Origin of the sequence: Acidimangrovimonas sediminis (genome assembly GCF_002871005.1) — a bacterium.
Lineage (GTDB): Bacteria > Pseudomonadota > Alphaproteobacteria > Rhodobacterales > Rhodobacteraceae > Acidimangrovimonas > Acidimangrovimonas sediminis.
In genome coordinates, this window is record NZ_PHSN01000006.1 from 255,605 (window position 1) to 280,303 (window position 24,699).

The window sequence follows — 24,699 nt, forward strand, 5'->3', positions numbered from 1 at the left end:
GGGGCGCGCCCGACCAGGGGGCCCACAGGATTCCCGATGACGCGCACCGCGCCGCGTGGTAGGGCCGGGACATGAGCCAGATCCCCACCAAAGACCAGATCCTCGCCTGGATATCCGAGAACCCGACGCAGACGGCCAAGCGCGACATCGCCAAGGCCTTCGGCATCAAGGGGGCTGCCCGGATCGACCTCAAGCGCCTGTTGAAGGAGCTGGAGGCGGAGGGCCACCTGGAAAAGCGCAAGAAGACCTTCCGCGAGGCAGGCAGCCTGCCCCCGGTGACGGTGCTGGAGATCCTCGAACCCGATTCCGACGGCGATCTTTTCGCCCGCCCGCTGGAGGGCCGGTTCGAGGAGGCGCCGAAGATCCTCTTCCTTACGCGGCCGGGTGAAGGCGCGGTCGGCGCGGGCGACCGGGTGCTGGCACGGCTGACCGGGGTCGAGGGGCAGGACCATGCCTACGAGGCCCGGCTGATCCGCCGCATCGGGCGCGGGGCGCAGAAGCTCCTCGGGGTGTTCCGCGAGACGTCGGAAGGCGGACGGATCGTGCCGATCGACAAGGGTTCCGACAAGGAATGGCTGGTGGCCAGGGACGCGACTGGCGGTGCCAGGGACGGCGAGCTGGTCGAGGCGGAACAGGCCGGGCCCAAGGGGCGCCTCGGCCTGCCGCGGGCACGGATCACCCAGCGACTGGGCGATCCGTCCGGTCCGCGCGCCGTCTCGCTGATCGCGATCCACCAGCATGGCATCCCCGACGAATTCCCCGACGAGGTGATCGCCGAGGCCGAGCGGCTGAAGCCCGCCCCCCTCGGCGAGCGCGAGGATCTGCGCGGCCTGCCCTTCGTCACCATCGACCCCTCGGACGCGCGCGACCATGACGATGCCTGTTTCGCCCATCCCGACGACACCCCCGGGAATGATGGCGGCCACGTCCTTTGGGTCGCGATCGCCGATGTCGCGCATTACGTGACCCCGGGCACCGCGCTGGACCGCGAGGCCCGCAAGCGCGGCAATTCCAGCTACTTCCCCGACCGGGTGGTGCCGATGCTGCCGGAACGCCTTTCGGCCGATCTCTGTTCACTGCACGAGGGCGTGGCGCGGCCGGTGATCGCTGTGCGGATGGTGGTGGATGCGCAGGGCAACAAGATCTCGCACCGTTTCACCCGGGCGATGATCACCTCGCGCGCGTCCTTGTCCTACGAAGAGGTACAGGCGGCGCAGGACGGTCAGCCGAACGACCGTTGTGCCGCGCTGTCGGACGAGGTGATCGCACCGCTCTACGCGGGGTACGCGGCGCTGAAACGGGCGCGGAGTACGCGCCAGCCGCTGGACCTCGATCTGCCCGAGCGCAAGATCGTGCTGTCGGAGGAAGGCGAGGTCGTCTCGATCGCGCTGAAGGAACGCTTCGACGCCCATCGGCTGATCGAGGAGTTCATGGTGCTGGCGAACGTCGCCGCGGCGGAGGAGCTGATCCGCCTGCGCCGGCCGCTCCTGTTCCGGGTGCACGAGGAGCCCAGCGTCGAGAAGCTGGACGCGCTGCGCGAAGTGGCCGAGGCCTCGGGGTTCCAGCTGGCGAAGGGTCAGGTGCTGCATACCAAGCACCTCAACCGGCTTCTGGCGCAGGCAGAGGGCACCGACTTCGACGAGCTTCTGAACATCACCACGCTCCGCTCGATGCAGCAGGCCTATTACGCGCCCGAGAATTACGGCCACTTCGGCCTCGCGCTGCGGAACTACGCCCATTTCACCTCGCCGATCCGGCGGTACTCCGACCTGATCGTGCACCGGGCGCTGGTCTCGGGGCATCGCTGGGGCAACGACGGGCTGAGCGCCGAGGAGATCGAGGGGCTGGCCGAGACGGCGCAACATATCTCCGAGACCGAGCGCCGCTCGATGGCGGCGGAGCGGGACACGACCGACCGCTACCTTGCCGCCTACCTGAGCGAGCGGGTGGGGAACGAGTTCGGCGGCCGGATCTCGGGCGTGACCCGCTTCGGACTTTTCGTGAAGCTCGACGAGACCGGGGCGGATGGGCTGATCCCGATCCGGACCCTGGGGCGCGAGTTCTTCCACTTCGATGCGCAGAGCCAGACATTGATGGGCTCCGAGACGGGGCTGACGCTGGGCGTGGGCCAGCGCGTGACAGTGCGGCTGGCCGAGGCGGTGCCGGTGACCGGCGGGTTGATGCTGGAGCTTCTGTCGGTCGACGACAAGGCGCTGCCGGGCGGCCGGGTGACGCGAGGCCGTGGTGGCCCCAAGGGCCGCGGCAAGCCGCCGGGGCGCAAGGGACCGAAGGCGCGGGTGGGCGACGCGAAGGCCAAGCGCAAGGTCACCCGCAAGCGGAAATAGGATCCGGCGCTTCCCCGGCGTCGTGCTGGTGTCGAGGGCGTGCCCGCGGGGGTTTCACACCCCCGCACCCCCGTGGGATATTTCCCCTCAGAAGAAAGGAAAGGTCCTTCTGGTCTTCTTCTGAGTCCAAATATCCCGGGGGGGTGCAGGGGGCAGCGCCCCCGCCGCCGACCTATCCACCATTGCCGTTTTCCGGGCACTTAGAGACGTTCCGTTGCGGGTAACGGGTTAGCGCCCCGGTCTGCCTCTGGCCGGGGCGAGGCAGGCGGCGAGGCGGGCGAAGCTGGCGGCGCTGTCGCCGGGTTCGTCCTCGGCGAGGAAGCCGTCGAGGCCTGGCCAGACCTTGAGCGCGGCATCGACCATGGGGTCGGATCCGGCGGAATAGAGACCGGCCTGGATCATCATCTCGGCGCGGTCGTAGGCACCCAGCAGGGCGCGGGCTTCGCCGATCAGGCGGTTTTCCTCGGCGTTTGCGGCGTCGGGCAGAGCGCGAGAGACCGAGCGCAGCAGGTCGATCGCAGGGAAGCGTCCGCGTTCCGCTATCTTGCGGTCCATCACCACGTGGCCGTCGAGCACGCCGCGCAGGATGTCGGCGACGGGTTCGTCCATGTCCGACCCGGCCACGAGGACCGAGAAGACCGCCGTGATGTCGCCCGCGTCGCCCACACCGGGGCCCGCGCGTTCCGCGAGCGACATGATCATGTGCTGGGTCGAGGGGGGATAGCCGCGCAGGCCGGCGCCTTCGCCCCCGGCGACGGCGACCTCACGGTGTGCTTCGGCGAAGCGGGTGACGGAATCGGCCAGGAGGAGTACGTGCATCCCCTTGTCGCGGAAGTGTTCGGCGACTGCCATCGCGGCCCAGGCGCAGCGGCGGCGGATCAGTGGCGAGAGGTCCGAGGTGGCGGCGACGACGACGCTGCGGGCCATTCCGGCCATGCCCAGCACCTCTTCGACGAATTCGCGCAGCTCGCGGCCGCGTTCGCCGATCAGCGCGATCACCACGACGTCCGCCGCGATGCCGCGGGCGAACTTGGCGAGCAGGGTGGACTTGCCGACGCCGGAGCCCGCGAACAGGCCGATGCGTTGGCCGCGCACCAGCGGCAGGAGCGTGTTGAAGACCGCGACGCCGGTTTCAAGGCGGCCCGCCATGCGGTGCCGTGCGGCGGCGGGCGGGGCGGGGGCGCGCAGCGGGCGCGGGCTGTCGCCGGGGTACAGCGCGCGCCCGTCGAGCGGCCGTCCGAACGGGTCGACGATGCGGCCGATCCAGCTGTCGTCGGGGGCGATGCCGGCGGGACCGAGATGGGCCACCGCATCGCCGATCGCGAGGCCCTCGGGAGGTTGGTCGGGCAGGACGGTCACGCCGTCTTTCGCGAGGCGCAAAACCTCGCCGCCGATGCGCTGGCCGCCTGCGCCGCGCACCTCGATCCGGTCGCCGAGGCTGACGGCGCCGGTCAGTCCGGTGACGCGCAGCACGCCGGCGGCGAGTTCCTCGATCCGGCCGAAGCGGCGCACCGGCTCCAGCCCGGCGATGCGCGCGCGAAGCCGGTCGAGGCCCGGGGGGGCGGCCGCCGGCTGTGCCGGTCCGTTGGTTCCATGCATCGAAGGTCTCCCTGGTCCGTCCTTACCGTTTCTAAAGGAATCGGCCTTAAGCCTTGGTGAAACGGATCGAGGGAGAAGCCCCGATGTATCAGAATCTTTCCATCCTCAGGATGGCCGGCCAGATGGCGTCGAACGCGGCGCTGCGGCAATCGGCGGTGGCTCAGAACGTCGCCAATGCCGACACACCCGGCTACAAGGCCGTGGACGCCCCCAGCTTTGCCGAGACCTATCGGGACGATCAGTCCCTGTCGCTGCGCGAAACGCGCGCGGGGCACCTTGGCGCCTTCGACCAGGGTTCGGAAACCCGCCTTGCCCCGCGGCAGGCGCCAGGCACCGAATCGCCCAACGGCAACAGCGTTTCGCTGGAACACGAGATGGTCACCGCGGCCCAGCTGCGCGAACAGCACGACATGGCGCTGGCGATCTACCGCACGGCCCAGTCGGTTCTGCGCACCAGCCTCGGGCGCGGCGCGTAAGGGGGCGGGGCGATGAGCGATCTCCTCAAGAGCCTTGCGGTCTCGGCTTCCGGCATGGGGGCGCAGGCGCAGCGTCTGCGCCACGTGTCCGAGAACGTGGCGAACGCCGACACCCCGGGCTATCACCGCAAAACCGTCTCTTTCGCTGCGGAAATGGCGCAGGGGCATGCCACCGGCGGGGTCATGACCGGGCCGGTCACGCTCGACCGCAGCCCGCTGGAACGGGTCTACGATCCCGGAAACCCGCTGGCCGATGCGACCGGCCATTATGACGGATCCAATGTCGACCTCGTGGTCGAGATCGCCGACGGGCGCGAAGCCCAGCGCAGCTATGACGCCAACCTCAAGATGTTCGATCAGGCGCGCCAGATGGCGACCAGCCTCCTCGACCTTCTGCGCCGCTGACAGGGAGAAACCCGATGAGCAATGTCACCTCGATCGCGGAGCGCGCCTATGTGCAGGCGAAACCCGCCACCCTTCCGGGCGATGCGGCACAGGGCCAGGGATTCGGTGCGGCCTTCGCCGACCTGGCCCAGGGCTTCGCCAATACCCTGCGCACGGGGGAGGAGACGGCCAAGGCCGCGATGGCCGGCACTGCCGACCCCCATGCGCTGGTGCAGGCCCTGTCCGACACCCAACTGGCGGTCGAGACCGCGGTCACCGTGCGCGACAAGGTGGTCGAGGCCTACCAGGAAATCCTTAGGATGCCGGTCTGATGCTGGGCGAACCCGTCATCTACGACACGTTGCGCGCGGGTCTCTGGATTGCCGTGAAGATCTCGGCCCCGCTGCTGACAGTGGCGCTGGTCGCCGGCGTGACCGTGGGGCTCTTTCAGGCGCTGACCTCGGTGCAGGAGATGACGCTTACCTTCGTGCCGAAGGTGGGGGCGATGCTGGCGGTGTTCTGGGTGTCGATGTCGTTCATGACCGACACGCTGGTCGACTTCTTCACCCAGCGGCTGGTGCCGCTGATCGCGGGGGGCTGAGGGGCGATGGACAACGCGATCTACACCGGGCTGACGCGGCAATCGGGCCTGATGCGGCAGATGGCGACGGTGGCCAACAACATCGCCAATGCCTCGACCACCGGCTACCGCCGGGAAGGCACTATCTTTGCCGAATTCGTCTCTCGGCTGGACGGGAACGAGCCGTCGCTGTCGATGGCGACCGCGACTGCGCGGACAGTGGACCTTGCCCAGGGCGGGATGGAGCGGACCGGCGGCACCTACGACTTCGCGATCGAGGGGCAGGGGTTCTTTCTGGTGCAGACACCGCAGGGCGACCGGCTGACCCGCGCGGGTAGCTTCACCCCGGGGCCCGACGGCCTGCTGGCAACGCCGGAGGGAAACCGGTTGCTCGATGCCGGCGGAACCCCCGTCTTCGCGCCCACTGAGGCCCGCAACGTCACCCTGGCGGCCGATGGCACGCTGGCGGCGGACGGCCAGCCGATCGCGCAGATCGGGCTCTACCAGCCCGTTGAGGCGACCGATCTGGTGCGCGAGGGCGGTACGCTCTTTCGCGCCGACAACGGCGTCGAAGCCGCGCCCGGGGCCAGGCTGCGCCAGGGCTATGTCGAGCAGTCGAACGTCGACCCGGTGCGCGAGATCACGCGGATGATCGCGGTGCAGCGCGCCTACGAGTTGGGCCAGGGCCTGCTGGACCGCGAGGACCAGCGGATCCGTGGCGTCATCGACACCCTTGGCCGATAGGAGGTTTTCATGCGTGCCCTTCAGATTGCCGCGAGCGGCATGAGCGCCCAGCAGATGCGGGTCGAGGTGGTGTCGAACAACCTCGCCAACATGTCGACCACCGGCTACAACGCCCGCCGCGCCGAGTTCGCGGACTTGCCCTACCAGCAATACGTCGCCCCCGGCACCGTGAATGCCGAGGACGGGACGCTGCTGCCCGCCGGCGTGCAGCTTGGCCTCGGGGTGCGGCCCACCTCGGTTTCGGTCACGCTGGCGCAGGGCACGCTGACCCAGACCAACGGCGACCTCGACCTGGCGATCGAGGGGCGGGGTTATCTCGAGGTGACGCTGCCCTCCGGCACCTCGGCCTATACCCGCGATGGGGGGCTGAAACGCGCGGCGGACGGGCAGATCGTCACCTCGGACGGCTACCCGGTGGTGCCCGGCATCACCATCCCCCAGCAGGCCACCAGCATCTCGATCAACGGCGCGGGCGAGGTGTATGCCTATTTCCGCAACCAGACCCAGCCGCAGCTTCTGGGGCAGATCACACTGGCCAGCTTCACCAACGACAAGGGGCTCGAGGCGACTGGATCGAACCTGTTCCTCGAAACCGCCGCCTCCGGGCCACCGCAAGTCTCCACGCCGGGGCAGAACGGCCTGGGCACAGTGCGGCAGGGATATCTTGAGGAAAGCTCGGTCGACGCGGTGCGCGAGGTGACCGAACTGATCAAGGCGCAGCGGGGATACGAGCTGAACGCCAAGGTGATCACCGCCGCCGACCAGATGCTCGGCGCGACTACGCAGGTGCGGTGATGCGCTGGCTCCTCGCATTCGTGATGCTGCTGGTGCTGTTCCTGACCCGCCCGCTGCAGGCCGAGACGCTGATCGCGGCGCATACGATCCGCGCCCGCGCCGTTCTGGGGCCCGAAGACCTTTCGACGATCCGGGCCGATGTGCCCGGCGCGCTCACCGATCCGGCCACCGTGATCGGGCAGGAGGCGCGGGTGGTGCTCTATGCCGGGCGGCCGATCCGCCGGGGCGACGTCGGCCCGCCTGCGCTGGTCGAGCGCAACCAGCTGGTCGCGCTGGCCTATCGGCAGGGCGCGCTGACGATTCACGCCGAGGGCCGGGCCCTTGGCCGCGCCGGCGCGGGCGAGGAGATCCGCGTCATGAATACCGCCTCCCGGACCACGATCAGCGGCACCGTCCAGCCGGACGGATCGGTTGTCGTCGGGCATGGCTACTGACCCCTTGAGGAGCTTCATGCATCACGCCCTGTTCCCCCTCGCCCTGATCCTGTCTTTGCTGACGCTGAGCGCCTGCGACCGGCTGGCTCAGGTCGGCAAGGCCCCGGCTTTCACGCCGCTCGAGACGCCACAGCACAACGCGATCTACACCCGGCCGCCGCCGTGGGAACGCCACGCGGGCGAGCCGGCGCAACAGGCCTCGCTCTGGACAGGGTCGCGCAAGTCGCTGTTCGGCGACCGCCGGGCCGGGCACCGGGGCGACATCCTGACCGTGGTGATCGAGATCAACGACAAAGCGGAGATCTCGAACTCCACCGGCCGGTCACGTGACGGGTCGGAATCGATGGGAATTCCGCAGATGCTGGGCCTGCCGCAGCGGATCGACAGGCACTTGCCTTCGGGGGCCAGCATGGCAGACGCGATCTCGGCCACCGGATCGTCGAGCTACAAGGGCCAGGGCTCGGTCCAGCGCAACGAGAAGCTGACGCTGCGTGTCGCGGCGACGGTGGTGGAGGAGTTGCCGAACGGCGTTCTCAGGATCGAGGGGTCGCAGGAGGTGCGGGTGAATTTCGAGCTGCGCGACCTCGTGGTCACGGGGTATGTCCGCCCCGAGGACGTCACCCGCACGAACGAGATTACCTACGACAAGATCGCCGGCGCCCGGATCGCCTACGGCGGGCGCGGCCAGATCACTGACGTGCAGCAGCCGCGTTACGGCCAGCAGGTCACTGATATCGTGCTGCCGTTCTGAGGGGGCGAGGCGATGCTGAAGAAACTGTTGCCGATCGTCTTCCTGATTGTCGGGCTGGGCGCAGGCGCGGGCGCGGGGATCTTCCTGCGCCCGGCGCCCGAGGCCGCCGCGGATGCGGGCGATGGCCCGTCCCCGGCGGCATCGCAGGGCGCCGAGGGAAAGGCGGCGGATGGGCACGGCGCCCCGGCCGGGACCGGAGAGCATGGGGCCGGAGTACAGGGAGGTGGCGACCAGGGAGCCGGACATGGCGCCGAGGCGAAGGGGCATGGCGGGTCGTCGGGCGGGGCGGGCGAGGCGACGGATTCCGAAGCCCACGATTTCGTCAAGCTCAACAACCAGTTCATCATCCCGGTGCTGGAGGGCGGGCGGGTCAGTTCTCTGGTGATCATGTCGCTCAGCCTCGAGGTGTCGGCGGGGGGCCGCGACAAGGTCTTCGCGCTGGAACCCAAGCTGCGCGACGCCTTCCTGCGGGTGATGTTCGATCATGCCAATTCCGGCGGGTTCGACGGCAATTTCACCTCGGGCAACAACATGCTGGTGCTGCGTGATGCCCTGAAGGAGGCGGCCTTCAAGGTGCTGGGACCGGTACTGAAGGACGTCCTTATCATCGACATGGTGAGACAGGACGCCTGAATTCCCTCTGACAGGCGGCCAGAAGGCGTGGAAAAGGCTCTAGTCCTGCCTTTTCTGCGCTTTCTTCAATTTCATGGCCAGCCCGTCGAGGGACTGCGTGCGGCCGAAGGCCAGCGCGGCGCGGTCGCGCGCCTCGGCCCATTCGGCGGTCTGGCGTGCGAGCGTCACGTTGATCTCGGCGCGCCGGGCCTCGGCCCAGCGGCGGTAGGACAACTGCGCCAGCCCTGCGGCCACGGGCGACAGATCGCCGGGGCTTTCGTCGGGGGCCTTCAACGCCTCGAGCGCTGCAAGCGAGGCCTCGCGCGCCCGGGCCGCGGCCCGGAGCCGGGCCAGCTCGGCGTCGAGGCGCATCTGCGACAGGCGGCCGAGCGCCGCGAGCTTCCTTGCATCTTTCATCGGAACGGGCTCCGTCTTGCCTTGGCGCGCATCGCCTCGGCGAAGCGGATGGCGGCGGCGACCGGGCGGTACTGATCGCGCGGGATCTCCTGCCCCAGGTCGACCGTGGCATGCAGGGCGCGCGCGGTCGGTGGATCGCGATGCAACGGAACGCCGGACTCGAGCGCCGCCTCGCGGATCCGCGCTGCGATCTCGTCCACGCCCTTGGCCACGCAGATCGGGGCACCGCCGCGCATCCGTTCCCATTTCAGGGCGACAGCGTAATGGGTCGGGTTGACGACCACCACGTCGGCCTTGGGCACCTCGGCCAGCATCTTGTTCATCGCGATGTCGTAGCCGCGCTGGCGCCGGGCCTGCTTGAAATGCGGGTCGCCCTCGGAATCCTTCATCTCGTCCTTGATGTCCTTGCGCGACATCCGGTTCTTGCGCAGATGTTCCTGGCGCTGCCAAAGATAGTCGATCCCCCCCATCACGGCGCTGAGCAGCAGGATGAGGAACAGGAATTCCATCAGCAGGCCGAGGAGGGCCGCGACCGACTGGCCGGGCGACAGCGCCATGGTGCCGAGGATCGCAGGCAGGCGCGACATCAGCAGCGCGCCGAGAATGAGGGCCACGAGGATCATCTTTACGAAGCTCTTGGCGAATTCGAAGAGGCCGGAGCGGCCAAACTTGTTCTTCGCGGTGGACAGGGGGGAGATGCGGTTGAGCTTGGGCGCGAGCTTTTCCGGCGTCACCGTGAAGGCGCGCTGAACGATGAGGGTGGCGACGACCAGCACGGCGGGGATCAGCACGAAGGGGGCCATGCCGGCGAGGACGGTGTCGATCAGCCCGCCCACCGGTGCCGTCGCCCCCTGGCTGAACAGCTGGGCGAGGCGGTCGGGCCGGTCGATAAGGACCTCGCCGGCCGTGCCGATGCGTTGCAGCGCGGCCGGCCCGACCGCCGCGCCGGCAAGGAGCAGGCCGGCATAGCCTGCGGCGGTGGTCAGTTCGGGCGACCGCGGAACCTCGCCGCGTTTTCGAGCCTCTTCCAGCCGTTTTTCGGTTGGTTCGTGCTCTTTCTCGGTGTCGTCCTCGCTCATCCCGCGGCCCTCATCCCGGGGTGTCGAACGGGTTGGCGAGGACGGTCTGGAACACCTCCAGCCAGAGGTGCAGCATCAGCGGTGCAGCGATCGCCAGCAGGACGAGGCCGCCAAGGGTGAGGGCCGGCGCGCCGACGAAGGCCACCATGAGCTGTGGCATGGCACGGTTGATGGCGCCGAGCGCCGCGTTGTAGAGTACGGCCCCGATCACGAAGGGGGCGGCGAGCGAAAAGGCAAGGGCGAAGGCCCGGGCAACGTTCGCCACGCCCCAGTGCGACAGGTCGGCGGGGCCGGGAAACTGCCCCGGGGGGACCATCCGGTAGCTGAGGATCAGCGCCTCGGCGAGGCGGATGTGCAGGCCCGTGGCCATGGCAAGCGCGATCCCCGCGAGCATCAGGATCTGTGCCATCGCCGGCTGCGGCTCGGCCCCCGCGCCGCCGAAGAATTGCGACAGGGAGGCGGATTGCGCGGCCATCGTTCCGGCCATCTGCAGAACCTGGACGAACAGCCGCAGCACCGCGCCGAGGGCGAGGCCGGTGATCGCCTCGGGGAAGATCGCGGCGAGGAAGGCGGGGCCGAGAGGGGCCCCGAGTGGGCCGAGGCGGGGCAGGAGAGCCGGGGTGATGATGGCGGTGAAGGCGAGGGCAAGCACCAGCCGGATCCGGCCGGGGATCGCGCGTTCGCCGAAGCCGGGCAGGAGGGCCATGGCGGCGCCGACACGCAGGAAGACGAGGGCCGCGGCCGCGAGCCAGCCCTGCCCCAGCCCCGCGATCTGGGCCAGCACCTCGATCATCGGCGGCTCTCTGCGGGAGGCGCCGTCATGCGGCGACCGTGCCGACCAGTGCGGGCCGGGCCTCCATCCCGATTTCCTCGAACGACAGGACCGGGGCGGAAAGGCCCTTGGCCGCCATCACCGTGCGCAGGAAGCGGCGCCGGCGGGACGAGGTGACGAGCGCTGGAAATGTTCCTGTTTCACCGGCTTTCGCAAGTTTTTCCGCCAGTGCGGCGGCCAGCCGGTTGAACCGGTCGGGGGGCAGCGCGACGTCCGGCGCGCCGCGGTCGCTGTCAACCTGGTAGGTCGAGAAGGTTTCCTCCCACTCGGGGGCAAGTTGCAGCAGCGGGATGGTGCCGTCCTGTCGACGAAGATCGGCGACCAGCTGAAAGCCGAGCCGCTGGCGCACATGTTCGCAGATCGCCTCGGGCGAGGGGTGGCCCTGGCGCACCTCGGCGATGGATTCGAGGATCAGCGCGAGGTTGCGGATCGACACCCTTTCGTCGAGCAGGAGTTTGAGCACGGTCAGCAGCAGGTCCATCGGCACCTTGTCTGGGATCAGCTCGTCGAGCAGGCGGCGGTTGGCCTCGGCCCGGGCGGGATCGGAGAGGTTGGAATATTCGTCGAGCAGTCGGCGCAGGCCCTTGAGGGTGAGCAGGCGGGCAAGGTTGGTGCGCAAGACCTCGAGCAGGTGGGTCGCGAGAACCTCGGTCGGGCTGACCACGGTGACGCCGGAAATCGCGGCGTCTTCCTGCGCCTCGGGCGGCAGCCAGCGGGCGGGGGCGCCGTAGACCGGTTCCTTCACGTCCTCGCCCGCGGGAAGCAGCATGTCGTCATCGGAGAGCAGCGCCAGGACGCGTTCGGGATGGAGCCGGTCGCGGGCCTGTTCGACACCCTGGATCAGGATGCGGTAGCTGCCGGGTGGCAGGCTTGCCTCATCTGTCAGGCGCATCTCGGGCAGGATGACGCCATAGGTCATCGCGACGTGCTTTCGCATGTTGGCGATGCGGGCGTCGAGGCCGGTGGCCGGATCGAGCACCATGGTGACCAGGTCGGTGGCGAATTCGACATGGATGTCGTCGAGGTCGAGCACATCGCCCAGGGGGCGTTCGGCGGGCGCCTCATCGGGGCGCTGCGCGCTTTCCTCGGCGGCCAGGGCCATGCGTTGCGCGTGGCGATGGCCGAACCAGGCGGCGGCGCCGAGGGCGGCCGCGCCCGCGAGGAAAGGCAGGAACGGCAGGCCGGGGATCAGCGCGAAGAGTGCCATCAGCAGGGAAACCGTGCCCAATGCGGCGGGATAGCGACCGAGCTGGGCGACGAGGGCGAGGTCGGCCGCGCCCTTCTGTCCGCCGCGGGCAAGCAGCAGGGCGGCGGCGACCGAGATGATGACGGCCGGGATCTGGCTGACGAGACCGTCGCCCACGGTGAGGATGGCATAGGTTTCGAACGCGCGCCCGATCGGCATGTGGTGGACGGCCACGCCCATCACCAGACCCATGATGATGTTCAGGAGCGTGATCAGAAGGCCCGCCACCGCGTCGCCCTTGACGAATTTCGAGGCGCCGTCGAGCGAGCCGAAGAATGTGGTTTCGGCCTGTTCCGTCTCGCGCCGGCGCTTGGCTTCGGCATGGTCGATGGCGCCGGCGGACATGTCTGCGTCGATCGCCAGCTGCTTGCCGGGCATCGCGTCAAGGGCGAAGCGTGCGCCGACCTCGGCCATCCGGCCCGCGCCCTTGGTGATGACGATGAAGTTGACGATCAGCAGGACGCAGAAGACCACGAGGCCCAGCAGGATCGACCCGCCCATGATGAAGCTGGCGAAGCCTTCGATCACGTGGCCGGCGGCGGCGGTGCCGGTGTGGCCCTGACCGATGATCAGCTTGGTCGAGGAGACGTTGAGCGACAGGCGCAGCATCAGCGACGCCAGCAGGATCGTCGGGAAGGCCGAGAAATCCAGCGGGCGTTCGATGAACAGGGTCACGGTGAACATCAGGATCGCCAGCGCGAAGGAGGTGGCAAGACCGATGTCGAGCACCCAGGCCGGCATCGGCAGGATCATCATCACGATCACCGCCATCAGGGCCAGCGCCAGCAGGATTGTCGGGCGGAAGATCGTCTGAAGGGTGAGTTTCGGCATCGGCCTAGCCCTGCGGATCGGCAAAGAGCGACCGGCCGCCCGCGCCGAGCGGCACGAGCGAGCCGAGACCGGCCGTGTCGCCCGCCTGCAGCAGCGGGAAGGCATTGACGCGCGGGGGGTGCGGATCTTCGGCGGCGGCCAGTTGCACCGGGCGGGGCGCGGTGGCGGCGATGGCCGGCGCGGCGGGCGGAGCGTCGATCACCCGGGCCAGGTGCTTGCGGAAGATCTCGGCATAGCGGCGGGCATGTTCGGGGGTGCGCGAATGATAGGCGCCGGCGGCCTTGGTCCAGTCGCCGGTCTCGTCGTAGAGCGACTTGAGGAAACGCGCGGCGTAGAGGGCGTTTGCCTCCGGGTCGAACATCGCGTCGAAATCGGCAAAGGCCTTGCCATGCCAGCGGTGGTTCAGCTGGAAACAGCCGAGGTCGAAGCTGCGGGCGCCGGCGGCATAGCTTTGCTTGACGTAGTCGAGCGCTGCGCCGCGGGTCGGGAACCAGACGCCCTTGCCCTCCATGTTCACGGTCCAGGGCCAGGGGCGGGTGGTGCCGCCACGGCGCCGTCCCGTTTCGGTCAACGAGATTGCCTGCAGCACGGCGACCGGTACGCCGGTTTCGTGCGACGCGCGGCGTGCGGCCGTCTCGCAGAGCGCGGGCAGATCCTGCGCCCCGGCATGGCGCGACACGAGGCAGGCCAGGGTAACGGCAATGACACCGACCCCGCCGCGAAGGGGGGAGAGGAAATGCCTCGTCTGGCGCATTCTGCGGCGGGTCACGTTCATCCGGAGCCTTCCTGAAGCGGCGGCCGTTCTGGGCGCCCGGGGGGACCCTAGGAAGATTCCCTTTCGATTCGGTAAGCGGGGGAGGGGTCAGCGGCGCGGCCGATGGGGGCCTCAGTGGGTGGCCGGCGCGTTGGGCGTGGTCTCGGTCAGGGTGCTGGGGGTTTCGGCCAGCAGCTTGGTCAGGGTTTCGCGGGCGTTGCGGCTGGCATCGACCCTGGCGCGGTCGCGGGCAAGCGGGCCGAGGGCCGGGTCCGCCACCGCCGAAGAAGGATCAGGCAGAGACAGAGCCTTTTTCTGCGCTTCGCTGCCTGCGGATTTCACGATTGCCGTATCGCCCGCGCGCCAGGCCTGCGAACCGGCCAGATCGACCGCGCCGATCTGCTGATAGGCGCGGGTCGCGGCCTCGTGGTCCCCCTCGGCGGCAAGGGCGCGGGCGCGGAGCAGGGCGGCCGCCGGGTCCGCGAGACCGTCAAGCGCCGAGAGCGCCGCGGCGCTGTCGCCACTTGCCAGCGCGGCGCGGCCGAGACGCAGCCTGTCCGCCTCGTCGCCGGACTGGTCGGTGGTGATCCACGCCCTGGCCGCGGCCCCGAAGCCGAGGCCGATCAGGCGGTCCGCGATCCGGCGCCGCGTCTCGGCGTCGAGGGGCAGGTCCGGCGGTGTGATGGCGGCCTGCAGGAGGGCCTCTTCACTGCCGTGCTCTGCCAGCAGTTGCCACAGCCGCGGCGCACCCTCCGGGTCGTCGCCCATCATCGCGAAGGCGGCGGCGAACTGCCCGGTGGTGCCGAGGGCAAGCGCCTCGGCGCGGATCAGCCGGTTGCCCTCGGGGGTGCCGCGGCGTTCATGGGCCAGGGCGGCGAGCGCCTCGATCGTGTGGCCGTCGACCGGTTCGCCGCGGGCGATCCTGGTGTCGACCAGCAGCACCATCGCGTCGGGCGCGTCAGGGCCATCGCCGAGGATCACCGGGGTGATCTGGTGTTCCGCGCCGGTGGGGTCACCGTCGGCCATGTCGATCCGCGCGTCGGTCAGGCGCAGGCCATCGCCACCGTCGCCCGCGGCACGGGTGATCGCGTCGCGCAGCGCCAGCGCGGTGTCCTTGTCGCCGCGGGCGAGAAAGATCTGCGACAGGCGCGGCCCAAGTTCGCGCCGCATGGCCAGCGGCAGACCGGAAAAGGTGCGGCGCACCGCGTTTGCATCGACCGGGTCGCCGGGGCCGGGCGGTGGGCTGGCCAACATCGACCAGAGCGCGACCTTGCCCGGGCAGGCCCCGAACCCCGACAGGGCGCGGGCAAGCTCGGGGTGGTCCTGGTCGAAGATCGCGGTCATCGCGAGGAGGACGGGGCGGTCGCGGCCGGCGGTATCGGGAAAGGCGGTCAGCACCGCGCGCGCCTCGGCCCCGAGGCCGAAGCCGAGATAGAGCCGGGCAAGCGCCTCGGCCCCGTTGGAGCTGGGCGCGTCGAATTCCCCGACAAGCGCCCGCCGGGCGGCGCCGATCTGGTCTGCGGGCGCGCCTTCGCCAACCCAGGACGCGATATCGACCGATGTGTCCGGCGGGCAGTGGGCCCCCTCGGCGGCGAGCCCGGGATCGGGCGTCTCGGGCGCGTCACGGTCCATCACCGTGCGTGACTGCACCCCCAGGGGATTCGCATTTTCCGGTGTGGGAGAGACATGTTCAGGCGCGGGATCGGGGTGCGCCTTGCCCGGATGGGCCGGCGCCTCGTCCCGTGGTGTGGGGGTCAGGCGTCTCGGGTCCACTTTGATCAGCCCCTGCGTTCCGGCGCGGGCCAGCTGGCGCAGCAGCGCCTCGCGCGCCCTAGTGATCGCCAGGTTCTCGGGCGTGGGCATCTCTACATCCGGCGGGGCGGGGGGCGGCAGGAAGGGCCCGTCGAGACCGCGCCAGACAAAGGCGGGACCGGAGGGCGTGGTCTGCGACGGGTCGGGCTTCGGCTTCGGCGCCGCCGTCTCCAGCGGTTTCTCGAATGGAGAATTCGAGGGCGGCGGACCGCGCCGGATGTCGATTACCAGCCGCGTTTCGCGGAATGGAAAGACCTCCGCATAACAGGCGCAGGCGAGGCGCAGCGTCAGCCAGCCCTTCGCATCGTCGGCCGAGATCGCCGTGAGCCGGGTCTTCGGGATCTTCTCGAACACCTGGCGCAGGTCGAAATGCACCCCGCCGCGCCCCAGCCGAAGCTGGTACCCGTCGTCGAGCCGCCCGAAGGTCCAGCCCTCGGCCGGCTGCTCAAGTGGCAGCACGATGCGGGAAAAGTCGCCATGTTCCCCCGAGCGGATCGGAATCGTCTCGGCAATAGCGGAAAATGCGCCGAAACAGAGCGCGAGGCCAAGGAAAAGCGCCTGCCTCATGCGGCCTCCTGCTTGAGCTCGCGCAGCGCCTCCTCGAGATCGGTGAAGGAGGGACGGACGCTGTGGGGGGCGTTCTGGCGACCCACCTCGATGCAGATGTTGGTGGGGTGGTTGTAGAGGTTGGCGATCAGCACTTCGCGGATCAGCTGGTAGAAGTGGTGGTCGTCCTCGGTCACCGACTTCACCCGACTGGCCATAGGACCGATGAAGCCATAGGCGATGAACACCCCCATGAACGTCCCGACCAGCGCGCCGCCGATCATCCCGCCCAGGATCTCGGGCGGCTGGTCGATCGACCCCATGGTCTTGATCACGCCCAGGACGGCCGCCACGATCCCCAGCGCGGGCATTCCGTCGGCCATGGCCTGCAGCGCGTGGCTGGAGTGCAGGGCATGGTGTTGGTGCGTCTCCATCCGCTTGTCGAGCACCTCTTCGACCTGGTGAGGATCGTCGTAGTTCAGCGAGGCCGCGCGCAGCGTGTCGCAGATCAGGTCCAGCGCCTCGTGATCCTTCTGGATCTTGGGGTATTTGGCGAAGATGGCCGAGTCGTGCGGCTGCTCGATATGTTCCTCGAGCGCGACCGGGTTGGACCGCGCGATGCGGATCAGCTCGAACAGAAGGCACAGCAGATCGCGATAGTCGCCGGGCTTCCACTTGACGCCCTTGAAGACCTTGCCGATCCCCCCGAGCGTGGCCTTGACGCCGGGGATGTCGTTCGACAGCAGGAAGGCGCCCAATGCCGCGCCGCCGATCACGATCATCTCATGCGGCAGGGCATGCAGGATGATCTCCATGTGGCCGCCGGCAAGAATATAGCCGCCGAAGACCATGACGAAGATCACGATGATACCGATGATGCCAAGCATCCGGGGCCCTGCCTCTGGTTTGGCCGCGCGCGCGGCGATGGGCTGCACACTTGCAGATCGGGGTTAAGAAAAGCTCTCGTCCGGGCCGAATCAGTGCTTCGGCGCGCCGGCGTTGCGGCCCGCGAGGATGACACTGACGGTATAGGCCTTTTCCGGCGTCAGCCCCGAGAGGATCGCGGCGGCCGAGGCGGCGGGCATCTTGCCCAGGAAGCCGGCGGCGAAGTCGGGCGCCATCTGTTCGAACACCGCAGACGCCTGCTTTGGCTTCATCGCGGCATAGACCTGGGTCAGGCGGGCCACGTCCTTCTCGGCGGCGGTGTCGGCGATGGCGAGGGTCTTCGACAGCTTCTCCTCGGCGGCCTTGAGTTCGGCGAGTTTGGCGTTCACCACCTTCTCGGTCAGCGCAAGCGCCTGGCGCCGGTCGTCGAGCGCGGCCTCGCGCGTGGCGACCCGGGCCTCGCGTGCCTTCAGCGCTGTGACCAGCGGCATGGCAAGCCCGGCGGTCGCATCGCAGGCCGCCGAGGGCGTGGCGGAGGCATGGCCCGAGGCCATGGCCAAAGTGCGATCGGAACCGTGCACGGCAGGCCCGGTGTCGTGACCGGCGGTCTGCGCCGCCGGCGCGGCCGAGGTCCGCTCCACCGCTGCGCTGACCCCGACGCCAAGGCGCAGCATTCCGGCGATCACGAAGGTGCCGATGACCACCGACAATGCGCCGCGTGTGCCGCGCCGGGCCGGGCGGGTTGCCTTGGCCCGTGCAGCCTTTTTCCCCGTCGCCTTCGCCCCCGGAGCCTTGGCGCCGGTACGCTTGGCGGACCGGGCCGCGGCTGGGGCAGATTCGGCTTTTTCAGAGACGTTTCGGGTCATTCTGCTGCTTCTCCGAAGGATGCATGCTCCGCCCGTCGGCTGCGCTGGCGAGAGAAGTGCAGGCGGCGGCTTCCGGTCTCCGGCGTTTCGGACCGGATCTCCGTACGGCCATCGGGTTGTGCCGGGCGGGACGTGGGCGCGGAGCGGGCGGGTGGAGAGGACGCGGGCGCTTCGGGCAGGTCGTGCAGGGAGGCGAGCAACAGCTCGATCCGGCCCGCGACCTCCTCGCCCCGTGCAGTCAGGCCCGAAAGGTCCTCGGTCGAGGCGACGGCGGTGCGCTGGGCCTTTTCCAGTGCGCGGGTCAGGTCGTCGACCTGTGCCGACAGAACCGCGATCGCGCCGCCCATGCCCGATTCGAGCTTGGTGAAGCGTGTCAGCCGGCGCGACAGGATCCAGCAGTAGAACGCCGCCGCAAAGGCCCCGGCGGCCAGCAGAATGTCGGATATGAGCGCCATGGGAGACTCCGTCAGGTCAGGTCTTCAAATCGGGTCGCGGGCCGGTAGGTCAGTTCAGCACGAATTCGGTGACCAGCAGGTCGCGCACGCGCCCCTCGCCGGTGACGATCTGGATCCGCCGCAGCATTTGCGCGCGCAGCCGCACCAGCGCGGCGGGATCCTCGATCTCGCGCACCTCGACCGCCCGCAGGTAGCCGTTCAGCACGTCGAGGATCCGCGGCATCAGGCCGGCAACCTCTGCCTCGTGCGCCCGCGCGACTTCCAGCTGGGAGCTGAACCGCAGGTGGGTGGAACGGCTGGCCGGTCCGAGAGAGATCACCAGCGGCGTGACGGGGACAAAGGCCACGTCGGCCATCGGGTCCGGCCCGCCGCCGCCACCGTGCCCGTCGCCCGCGGCACCCTGGCCACCGCCATGGGCCTCGGCCTGCGCGCCGCTGTCACCGCCCAGCACCATGCCGCTGTAGGTCGCATAGAAGCCGCCGCCGCCACCGATCAGCAGAAGCACCAGCCCGATCAGCAGGGGCAGCTTGGACTTCTTCTTGCCCGCCTCTTCCGCGGGGGCCTCTTCCTCGGCCATCGGATCCTCCGAATCTGGGGGAGGGGCCAGGGCGGCCCTCGGTCTCGGGGTGGTCCTACACAATCCGGGCTAACCGATTCTTAAGCCGGATCCTCCATTCAGGGCCTTGCGGGGGCAGAACGCCCCGCTGCAGACGGAGAGGCGGCTTGGAACAGATGTTGTCGATGTGGCGGGCGCTCGATGCGCGGCGCCGGATCATCGTGATCGTTGCCACGCTGGCGATGTTCGGCGCGGTGCTGGGCTTGTCGCGCATGGCGACGCAACCGTCCCTGACACTGCTTTACGCGGGCCTGGAACCGGGCCCGGCGGGGGAGGTTGTCCGCGCCCTCGACCAGCGCGGCGTCAGCTACCAGGTGCGTGGCGATTCGATCTGGGTCGACGCGGCGCAGCGCGATTCCCTGCGCATGACCCTTGCCGCCGAAGGGCTGCCCGCGAACGGTGCGGCAGGGTACGAGCTGCTCGACGGTTTGTCGGGATTCGGCACGACCTCGCAGATGTTCGATGCCGCCTACTGGCGCGCGAAGGAGGGGGAGCTGGCGCGTACGATCCTTGCCAGCCCCGACATCCGCGCGGCCAGGGTACATATCTCGTCGTCGCGGCCCGAACCCTTCCTGCCGGATGTGAAACCCACCGCCAGCGTCACGGTCACCACGTCGCTTGGTACCCTGCCGGAGGCGCAGGTGAAGGCGCTGAAGTTCCTCGTCGCCTCGGCGGTCGCTGGGCTGCAGCCCCGCGACGTGGCGGTGATCGATTCGTCTGGCGGCCTCCTGCAGGCCGGCGACGATGTGCCGGGCGGGGCGCGCGCGGGCACGGACCGCGCGGCCGCGCTCAAGCAGAATGTCGAGCGGTTGCTGGCGGCCCGCGTCGGCGCCGGCCACGCCGTCGTCGAGGTGAATGTCGAGACCGAAACCTCGCGCGAATCGATCACCGAGAAACGTTTCGACCCGCAGAACCGGGTTGCGATCAGCAGCGAGACGCAGGAACGGTCGAATTCCTCGCAGGGCAACGGCGGGGCCGGGGTCACGGTTGCGTCGAACCTGCCCACCGGCGATGCCAATGCGCAGGGGTCAAGCAGCAAGTCGCAGGAATCGGAAACGCGCGAGCGGGTGAATTACGAGGTATCGCAGACCCAGCGACAGCTCGACCGTGGACCCGGCGCGGTGAAGCGGCTGAGCGTGGCAGTGCTGGTCGACGGCATCCGGACCACCGATGCGGCCGGCAAGGAAACCTGGGCGCCGCGCCCGGAGGCCGAGCTGACGGCGCTGCGCGATCTGGTCGCCTCGGCCGTCGGCTTCGATGAGAAGCGGGGCGACGTGATCACCCTGAAGACCCTGCAGTTCGAGCCACTGGCCGCGCTGGGCACCCCGGCGACCGCCTCGATGTTCGGGGCGATGGCGCTGGATCCGATGACCCTGATCCAGATCGCGGTGTTGTCGGTGGTGGCGCTGGCGCTTGGCCTCTTCGTGCTGCGTCCGATCCTGACGCAGGCGCGGGGGGCGCAAGCCGCCGGGGGCGACCTCGCCGGCCTTCCCGCGCCAGACGGCGCCTGGGGCGGGGCGGAACTGCCCCGCGTCGTCTCGGGCGAGATCGACATCGGCGACGGGCTGGGCAACGGGCTTGGCGATGGCTTCGGCGACGGGCTGGGCGGCTTGCCCGATCTGCCGGTCTTCAACCCCGAGATGCCGGGCATGGGCCTTGGTGGCGACGCGGGCGAGGGGCTTGCCGCCGGGAACGAGGATCCGGTCGTGCGGCTGCGCCGACTGATCGAGGAACGCCAGGACGAAACCGTCGCGATCCTGCGCAGCTGGATGGAAGAAACCGATGACAGCAGGGAGCGCGCGTGATGGCAGGCAGGCTTCAACTCGAGGTGTTCGAGACGGTGGCGGCGGCCGCGGCGCCTTCGGATGCGGCGCTGCTGGACAGTGCCCAGATCGAGGAGATGCGTCTAGAATCCTATGAGCAGGGCTACAAGGCGGGGTGGGAAGACGCGACGACCGCCCATGCGGCAGAGCAGGACAGGATCGGCGCGGATCTTGCGCGCAGCCTTCAGACGCTGTCCTTCACCTACCACGAGGCGCGCACCCATGTGCTGCGCGCGCTGGCGCCGCTATTGAACGACGTCGTCTCGGTGCTGCTGCCAGTGGTGGCGGGCGCGGCGCTGGCGCCGCAGGTCGCCGACCGAATCGCCCCGCTTGCCGCTGCGCAATCCGAGGTTCCGGTGCGCATTTTCGTCAACCCCGCGGCCCGCGCCGCGGTGGAGGCGCGGCTGGGCGACGGGCTGACCTTGCCGGTCGAGCTGGTCGAGGAACCGACGCTGGGCGAGGGGCAGGCGACGCTGCGCTTCGGCGAGAGCGAGGAGCGGATCGATCTCGACGCCGTGGTGGCCGAGATCCGGGGGCTTCTGGCCGAATATTTCAATGCAGAGGGCGAGGATGTGAGCCATGGATGACATTGCGCAGGCCGAAACCGGCCAGATGAGTCCGTTCAGCCAGGTCCCGATCGAGATCGTCATCTCGGTCGGCAAGACCCGGCCGCTGGTGCGCGACCTGCTCAGGCTGGAGGCCGACTCGGTGCTGCCACTGGATCGCCGGGTCGACGATCCGGTGGAGCTGTACGTCGGCGACCGTCTGATCGCACGCGGCGAATTGCAGGAGATGGACGGCGAGCAGGCCGGGCAGCTGGCGGTGCGCCTGACCGAGGTCGCGAACCTCGCCGGCGGGCTGTAGCACCGTGGGCAGAAGATGGCTCTGGCTGGCCGCAGGGTTCTGCCTGTTGCTGGCCGCGCCGGCGGCGGCACAGGAAATCTCCCTCAATCTCGGCGATGACGCGAGCCTTGCCGGGCGGTCGATCCAGCTGATCGCGCTGATCACGGTGCTCAGCCTCGTTCCGGGGCTGGCGATCATGGTGACCTGCTTTCCCTTCATCGTAACGGTGCTGTCGATCCTGCGGCAGGCGATCGGACTGCAGCAATCGCCGCCCAACATGCTCATCGTCAGCCTGGCGATGTTCCTGACCTACTTCGTGATGGAGCCGACCTTCACCAGGGCCTGGGCAGAAGGGGTGCAGCCCCTCATGAACGGTCAGACCGACGTGACCGCGGCCCTGCAGGCGACGATCGCGCCGTTCCGGGCCTTCATGGCCGCCCGGCTGGATCCGGCCACGTTCGAGACGATGCGGGCCCTTCGCCCGGGATTGCCGGCGGGCCTCACGCCGGTGGATGCGCCGCTGTCGCTCGTGATGCCGTCGTTCCTGTTGTCCGAGATCCAGCGCGCATTCGAGATCGGCTTCCTGATCTACCTGCCGTTCCTGATCATCGACCTGGTGGTCGCGGCGGTGCTGATGTCGATGGGGATGATGATGGTTCCGCCTGCAATCGTGTCGATGCCGTTCAAGCTCGCCTTCTTCGTGGTCGCCAACGGCTGGACGCTGATCGCCTCGGCCCTCGTCCGCAGCTACAACTAGGCGCATATGCCTCGTCGTGTTCCTTCGGCGTTTCCTCGTCGCGTATGACGACGAGCGTCGGAGCGGGCGCGGCCATCCATTCAGGCTCTATCGCACCACGAATTCCGCGTGCAGCGCGCCGGCGGCGCTGATGCTCTTGAGGATGTCGATCATGTCGTGCGGGGCGACGCCCAGGGCGTTCAGCCCCGCCACGACCTGCGACAGCGAGGTCGTTCCCGAGACCTCGGCCAGGCCCTTGCCCTTTTCGGTCTTTATCTCGGCCTTGGTGCGGGGCACCACCACCGTCTCGCCCTGCGAGAACGGGTTGGGCTGCACCGCGATCGGCGCTTCGCCGATCTTCAGCGTCAGGTTGCCCTGCGCCACCGCGACCTTTGAGATCCGCACGTCCTGTCCCATGACGATGGTGCCCGAGCGCTGGTCGACGACCACGCGCGCCTTCTGCTCCGGCTCGACGGTCAGGTTCTCGATCCGGCCGAGGACATGGGCGGGGCTGTTCATCCGGGTCGCCTCGATGTTCAGGGCGACCGTGCCTGAATCGGTCATTTCCGCCACCTGAGAGCCGAAATTGCGGTTGATCACCTGCTCGATCCGCGCGGCGGTGGTGAAATCGGGGTTGCGCAGGGCCAGCCGGACCGAGGTCATCGCGCCGAAGTTGAAGGCGACCTCGCGTTCGACCCGCGCGCCCGAGGGGATCGAGCCCGCCGTGGGCACGCCCTGGGTGACGCTGGCCGCCTGGCCCTTGGCCGAAACACCGCCGGCGATGATCGTGCCCTGCGCCACGGCATAGATCTTGCCGTCGGCGCCGTTCAGCGGCGTCATCACCAATGTGCCGCCTAGCAGGCTGGAGGCGTCACCTATCGCGGAGACGGTGACGTCGACCCGCCCCCCGGCGCGGGCGAAGGGCGGCAGGCTGGCCGTGACCAGCACGGCGGCCACGTTCTTGGGCCGGAATTGTTCACCCGAGACATTGACGCCCAGCCGTTCCAGAAGGTTGGTCATGATCTCTTCGGTGAAGGGGGCGTTGCGCAGCCCGTCGCCGGTGCCGTTCAGCCCGACGACGAGGCCATAGCCCACTAGGTCGTTGCCTCGAACGCCGTCGAATTCCACGAGATCCTTGATCCGGATCGCGGCGGCCCCGGCAGGGACGGGCTGGGTCGTGCAAAGCGCCGCGACCAGCGCGATCAGCGCGGTGCTGCGGCGGCGCATCAGAGGTAATCCATCAGCGAGAGCCCCTGCAGCCGCGCGGTGATCGCGTAGAGCGTTTCCAACTGTGTCTGGGTCTCCTGCAGGGCGCTTGCGGCATCGTAGGGGTCGACCGAAACGATGCCCGCGCGCGCGACCTGAAGCGAGGAGGCCTCGGCCGTGTTGCGCGTCGCAGCTTCCTCGATTCGGGCCTGGCTGACGCCGAGCCGCGCCTGAAGGTCGGTCAGGTCGGATGTCGCGGCGGTCAGTTTTTCGCCCGCGCGTGTGGCGAGGTTCGCGCGACCGTCGGCGTCGCCCGATAGCGCGCCCCGGTCGAGCATCGCCGCCATGGCGAGGCCCTTGAGCGTGTCGCGGATCGCCGTGTTGTCGGCCCGGATGCCCGACGAAAGACGGGTGCCGTCGCCGATTGTCACCGGGGCAAGGTCCTGCGTGTTGCCAAGATAGCCGACCGTGGCAAAACCCGCGGGGTCGTCGAACCAGTCGGAGACCGCCCGCGCGACGTCATCCGCCGTCGTGGCGCCGCTGATCGCGGTGTCGAGGGCGGCAAGTATCGTCTCTGATCCGGCCAAGGCGGGCCCATCCGTCGCGGTGCCGGCAAACATCGTCCGGTCCCCGACCTGTCCGTTCAGTTGCGACAGGGCGCTGGCGAAACGACTGGCGGCGTCCGCCCCCAGCGCGTCGACATGCGCGGACTGACGCGCCTGCGCCGAGGTCCAGAGACCCGAGGTCAGGCCCTCGACCAGATCGTTGACCGAGGTCAGGGCGGTTTGCATCGCGTCGGTCATCAGTGCGGCTTCGTCGGTCGCGGTGGCATAGGCGCCAAGCCGGGCAAGGCTCCGCTCGATCCCGGCGAGGGGGGCGTAATTGCCCGCGACGCGCTTGCCCAGATCCTGGGCCCGTCCGGTTGTGACCTCCTGCATGTGGCGCTGCAGATTGGATTTCAGCTGGGTGTTTTGGTTGCGCAACATGAAGCTTTGCGCCATGTCGCCAAGCGAGACGAGTGCCATCGGCCCC

27 protein-coding genes are annotated in these 24,699 nt (G+C 69.1%); 14 read left to right on the top strand and 13 right to left on the bottom strand.

All coding sequences use genetic code 11. The features are described 5' to 3' along the window. Positions 1–71: 71 nt before the first annotated feature. On the top strand, positions 72–2,345 hold the full coding sequence (rnr, locus tag CVV76_RS07640) for a ribonuclease R (RefSeq protein WP_102224039.1): 2,274 nt from the start codon (positions 72–74) through the stop codon (positions 2,343–2,345). A 228-nt stretch (positions 2,346–2,573) separates the two neighbouring features. On the opposite strand, the gene CVV76_RS07645 is transcribed toward rnr, so the two are convergent. Further along, entirely contained in the window at positions 2,574–3,944 is a 1,371-nt protein-coding gene (locus CVV76_RS07645; RefSeq protein WP_102224040.1) for a FliI/YscN family ATPase, read from the bottom strand. Between the two features lie 83 nt (positions 3,945–4,027). On the opposite strand from CVV76_RS07645, the gene CVV76_RS07650 reads away from it, so the two are divergent. The 9 genes from CVV76_RS07650 to CVV76_RS07690 are packed head-to-tail and all read left to right on the top strand — an operon-like array spanning position 4,028 to position 8,741. Then, entirely contained in the window at positions 4,028–4,420 is a 393-nt protein-coding gene (locus tag CVV76_RS07650; RefSeq protein ID WP_102224041.1) for a FlgB family protein, read from the top strand. 12 nt (positions 4,421–4,432) lie between these two features. Continuing rightward, on the top strand, positions 4,433–4,825 hold the full coding sequence (gene flgC, locus CVV76_RS07655; RefSeq protein WP_102224042.1) for a flagellar basal body rod protein FlgC: 393 nt from the start codon (positions 4,433–4,435) through the stop codon (positions 4,823–4,825). 14 nt (positions 4,826–4,839) lie between these two features. Next, complete coding sequence (gene fliE / locus CVV76_RS07660) at positions 4,840–5,136, top strand: flagellar hook-basal body complex protein FliE (RefSeq protein ID WP_102224043.1); 297 nt, start codon at positions 4,840–4,842, stop codon at positions 5,134–5,136. Continuing rightward, complete coding sequence (locus CVV76_RS07665; protein ID WP_408607879.1) at positions 5,136–5,405, top strand: flagellar biosynthetic protein FliQ; 270 nt, start codon at positions 5,136–5,138, stop codon at positions 5,403–5,405. Before fliE ends, CVV76_RS07665 begins: the two co-directional genes overlap by 1 nt. Positions 5,406–5,411: 6 nt before the next feature. Next, positions 5,412–6,128, top strand: a complete 717-nt coding sequence (locus CVV76_RS07670) for a flagellar hook-basal body complex protein (RefSeq protein WP_102224044.1) — start codon at positions 5,412–5,414, stop codon at positions 6,126–6,128. Positions 6,129–6,137: 9 nt separating this feature from the next. Beyond that, a complete protein-coding gene (flgG, locus tag CVV76_RS07675) occupies positions 6,138–6,923 on the top strand; it encodes a flagellar basal-body rod protein FlgG (protein ID WP_102224045.1) in 786 nt (261 codons plus the stop codon). Then, positions 6,923–7,357, top strand: coding sequence for a flagellar basal body P-ring formation chaperone FlgA (gene flgA / locus CVV76_RS07680; RefSeq protein ID WP_102224046.1), 435 nt, complete (start codon positions 6,923–6,925; stop codon positions 7,355–7,357). Before flgG ends, flgA begins: the two co-directional genes overlap by 1 nt. A 16-nt stretch (positions 7,358–7,373) precedes the next feature. Further along, entirely contained in the window at positions 7,374–8,108 is a 735-nt protein-coding gene (flgH, locus tag CVV76_RS07685) for a flagellar basal body L-ring protein FlgH (RefSeq protein WP_102224047.1), read from the top strand. Between the two features lie 12 nt (positions 8,109–8,120). Next, positions 8,121–8,741, top strand: coding sequence for a flagellar basal body-associated FliL family protein (locus CVV76_RS07690; protein ID WP_102224048.1), 621 nt, complete (start codon positions 8,121–8,123; stop codon positions 8,739–8,741). Positions 8,742–8,780: 39 nt separating this feature from the next. Here CVV76_RS07690 and CVV76_RS07695 read toward each other — a convergent pair whose 3' ends face one another. The 10 genes from CVV76_RS07695 to CVV76_RS07740 form a co-directional block, all read right to left on the bottom strand. Then, the gene (locus CVV76_RS07695) at positions 8,781–9,137 is read right to left on the bottom strand and encodes a hypothetical protein (RefSeq protein WP_102224049.1); all 357 of its coding nucleotides are present in this window, start codon (positions 9,135–9,137) and stop codon (positions 8,781–8,783) included. Continuing rightward, entirely contained in the window at positions 9,134–10,216 is a 1,083-nt protein-coding gene (locus tag CVV76_RS07700; RefSeq protein WP_102224050.1) for an EscU/YscU/HrcU family type III secretion system export apparatus switch protein, read from the bottom strand. Before CVV76_RS07700 ends, CVV76_RS07695 begins: the two co-directional genes overlap by 4 nt. Positions 10,217–10,226: 10 nt before the next feature. Then, positions 10,227–11,009 carry a flagellar biosynthetic protein FliR gene (locus tag CVV76_RS07705; RefSeq protein WP_102224051.1) on the bottom strand — a complete coding sequence of 261 codons (783 nt, stop codon included), beginning with the start codon at positions 11,007–11,009 and terminating at the stop codon, positions 10,227–10,229. A gap of 25 nt (positions 11,010–11,034) precedes the next feature. Then, positions 11,035–13,125 (bottom strand): flagellar biosynthesis protein FlhA, encoded by a 2,091-nt coding sequence (flhA, locus tag CVV76_RS07710; protein WP_102224052.1) that lies wholly within the window; start codon positions 13,123–13,125, stop codon positions 11,035–11,037. Positions 13,126–13,129: 4 nt separating this feature from the next. Then, positions 13,130–13,900 carry a transglycosylase SLT domain-containing protein gene (locus CVV76_RS07715; protein ID WP_233192762.1) on the bottom strand — a complete coding sequence of 257 codons (771 nt, stop codon included), beginning with the start codon at positions 13,898–13,900 and terminating at the stop codon, positions 13,130–13,132. A 111-nt stretch (positions 13,901–14,011) separates the two neighbouring features. Continuing rightward, positions 14,012–16,258, bottom strand: coding sequence for a hypothetical protein (locus tag CVV76_RS07720; protein ID WP_102224053.1), 2,247 nt, complete (start codon positions 16,256–16,258; stop codon positions 14,012–14,014). Next, the gene (gene motA, locus CVV76_RS07725) at positions 16,255–17,124 is read right to left on the bottom strand and encodes a flagellar motor stator protein MotA (RefSeq protein ID WP_102224054.1); all 870 of its coding nucleotides are present in this window, start codon (positions 17,122–17,124) and stop codon (positions 16,255–16,257) included. The genes CVV76_RS07720 and motA overlap by 4 nt, the downstream gene beginning before the upstream one ends. A gap of 90 nt (positions 17,125–17,214) precedes the next feature. Further along, positions 17,215–17,988, bottom strand: a complete 774-nt coding sequence (locus CVV76_RS07730) for a MotE family protein (protein ID WP_233192763.1) — start codon at positions 17,986–17,988, stop codon at positions 17,215–17,217. Beyond that, positions 17,985–18,443, bottom strand: coding sequence for a hypothetical protein (locus CVV76_RS25385; RefSeq protein ID WP_233192764.1), 459 nt, complete (start codon positions 18,441–18,443; stop codon positions 17,985–17,987). The genes CVV76_RS07730 and CVV76_RS25385 overlap by 4 nt, the downstream gene beginning before the upstream one ends. A 49-nt stretch (positions 18,444–18,492) precedes the next feature. After that, positions 18,493–19,020, bottom strand: a complete 528-nt coding sequence (locus CVV76_RS07740) for a flagellar basal body-associated FliL family protein (protein WP_102224055.1) — start codon at positions 19,018–19,020, stop codon at positions 18,493–18,495. A 155-nt stretch (positions 19,021–19,175) separates the two neighbouring features. On the opposite strand from CVV76_RS07740, the gene fliF reads away from it, so the two are divergent. The 4 genes from fliF to fliP are packed head-to-tail and all read left to right on the top strand — an operon-like array spanning position 19,176 to position 22,482. After that, the gene (fliF, locus tag CVV76_RS07745; protein ID WP_199178534.1) at positions 19,176–20,864 is read left to right on the top strand and encodes a flagellar basal-body MS-ring/collar protein FliF; all 1,689 of its coding nucleotides are present in this window, start codon (positions 19,176–19,178) and stop codon (positions 20,862–20,864) included. Continuing rightward, positions 20,864–21,469: a FliH/SctL family protein gene (locus CVV76_RS07750; protein ID WP_233192765.1), complete on the top strand. Its 606-nt coding sequence runs from the start codon at positions 20,864–20,866 to the stop codon at positions 21,467–21,469. Before fliF ends, CVV76_RS07750 begins: the two co-directional genes overlap by 1 nt. Continuing rightward, complete coding sequence (locus CVV76_RS07755) at positions 21,462–21,746, top strand: FliM/FliN family flagellar motor switch protein (RefSeq protein WP_199178524.1); 285 nt, start codon at positions 21,462–21,464, stop codon at positions 21,744–21,746. Before CVV76_RS07750 ends, CVV76_RS07755 begins: the two co-directional genes overlap by 8 nt. 4 nt (positions 21,747–21,750) lie before the next feature. Further along, the gene (fliP, locus tag CVV76_RS07760; RefSeq protein WP_233192766.1) at positions 21,751–22,482 is read left to right on the top strand and encodes a flagellar type III secretion system pore protein FliP; all 732 of its coding nucleotides are present in this window, start codon (positions 21,751–21,753) and stop codon (positions 22,480–22,482) included. Positions 22,483–22,569: 87 nt separating this feature from the next. On the opposite strand, the gene CVV76_RS07765 is transcribed toward fliP, so the two are convergent. Both CVV76_RS07765 and CVV76_RS07770 read right to left on the bottom strand, forming a co-directional pair. After that, positions 22,570–23,688 (bottom strand): flagellar basal body P-ring protein FlgI, encoded by a 1,119-nt coding sequence (locus CVV76_RS07765; protein ID WP_102224057.1) that lies wholly within the window; start codon positions 23,686–23,688, stop codon positions 22,570–22,572. After that, positions 23,688–24,692: a flagellin gene (locus CVV76_RS07770; RefSeq protein ID WP_102224058.1), complete on the bottom strand. Its 1,005-nt coding sequence runs from the start codon at positions 24,690–24,692 to the stop codon at positions 23,688–23,690. Before CVV76_RS07770 ends, CVV76_RS07765 begins: the two co-directional genes overlap by 1 nt. Positions 24,693–24,699: the final 7 nt, after the last annotated feature.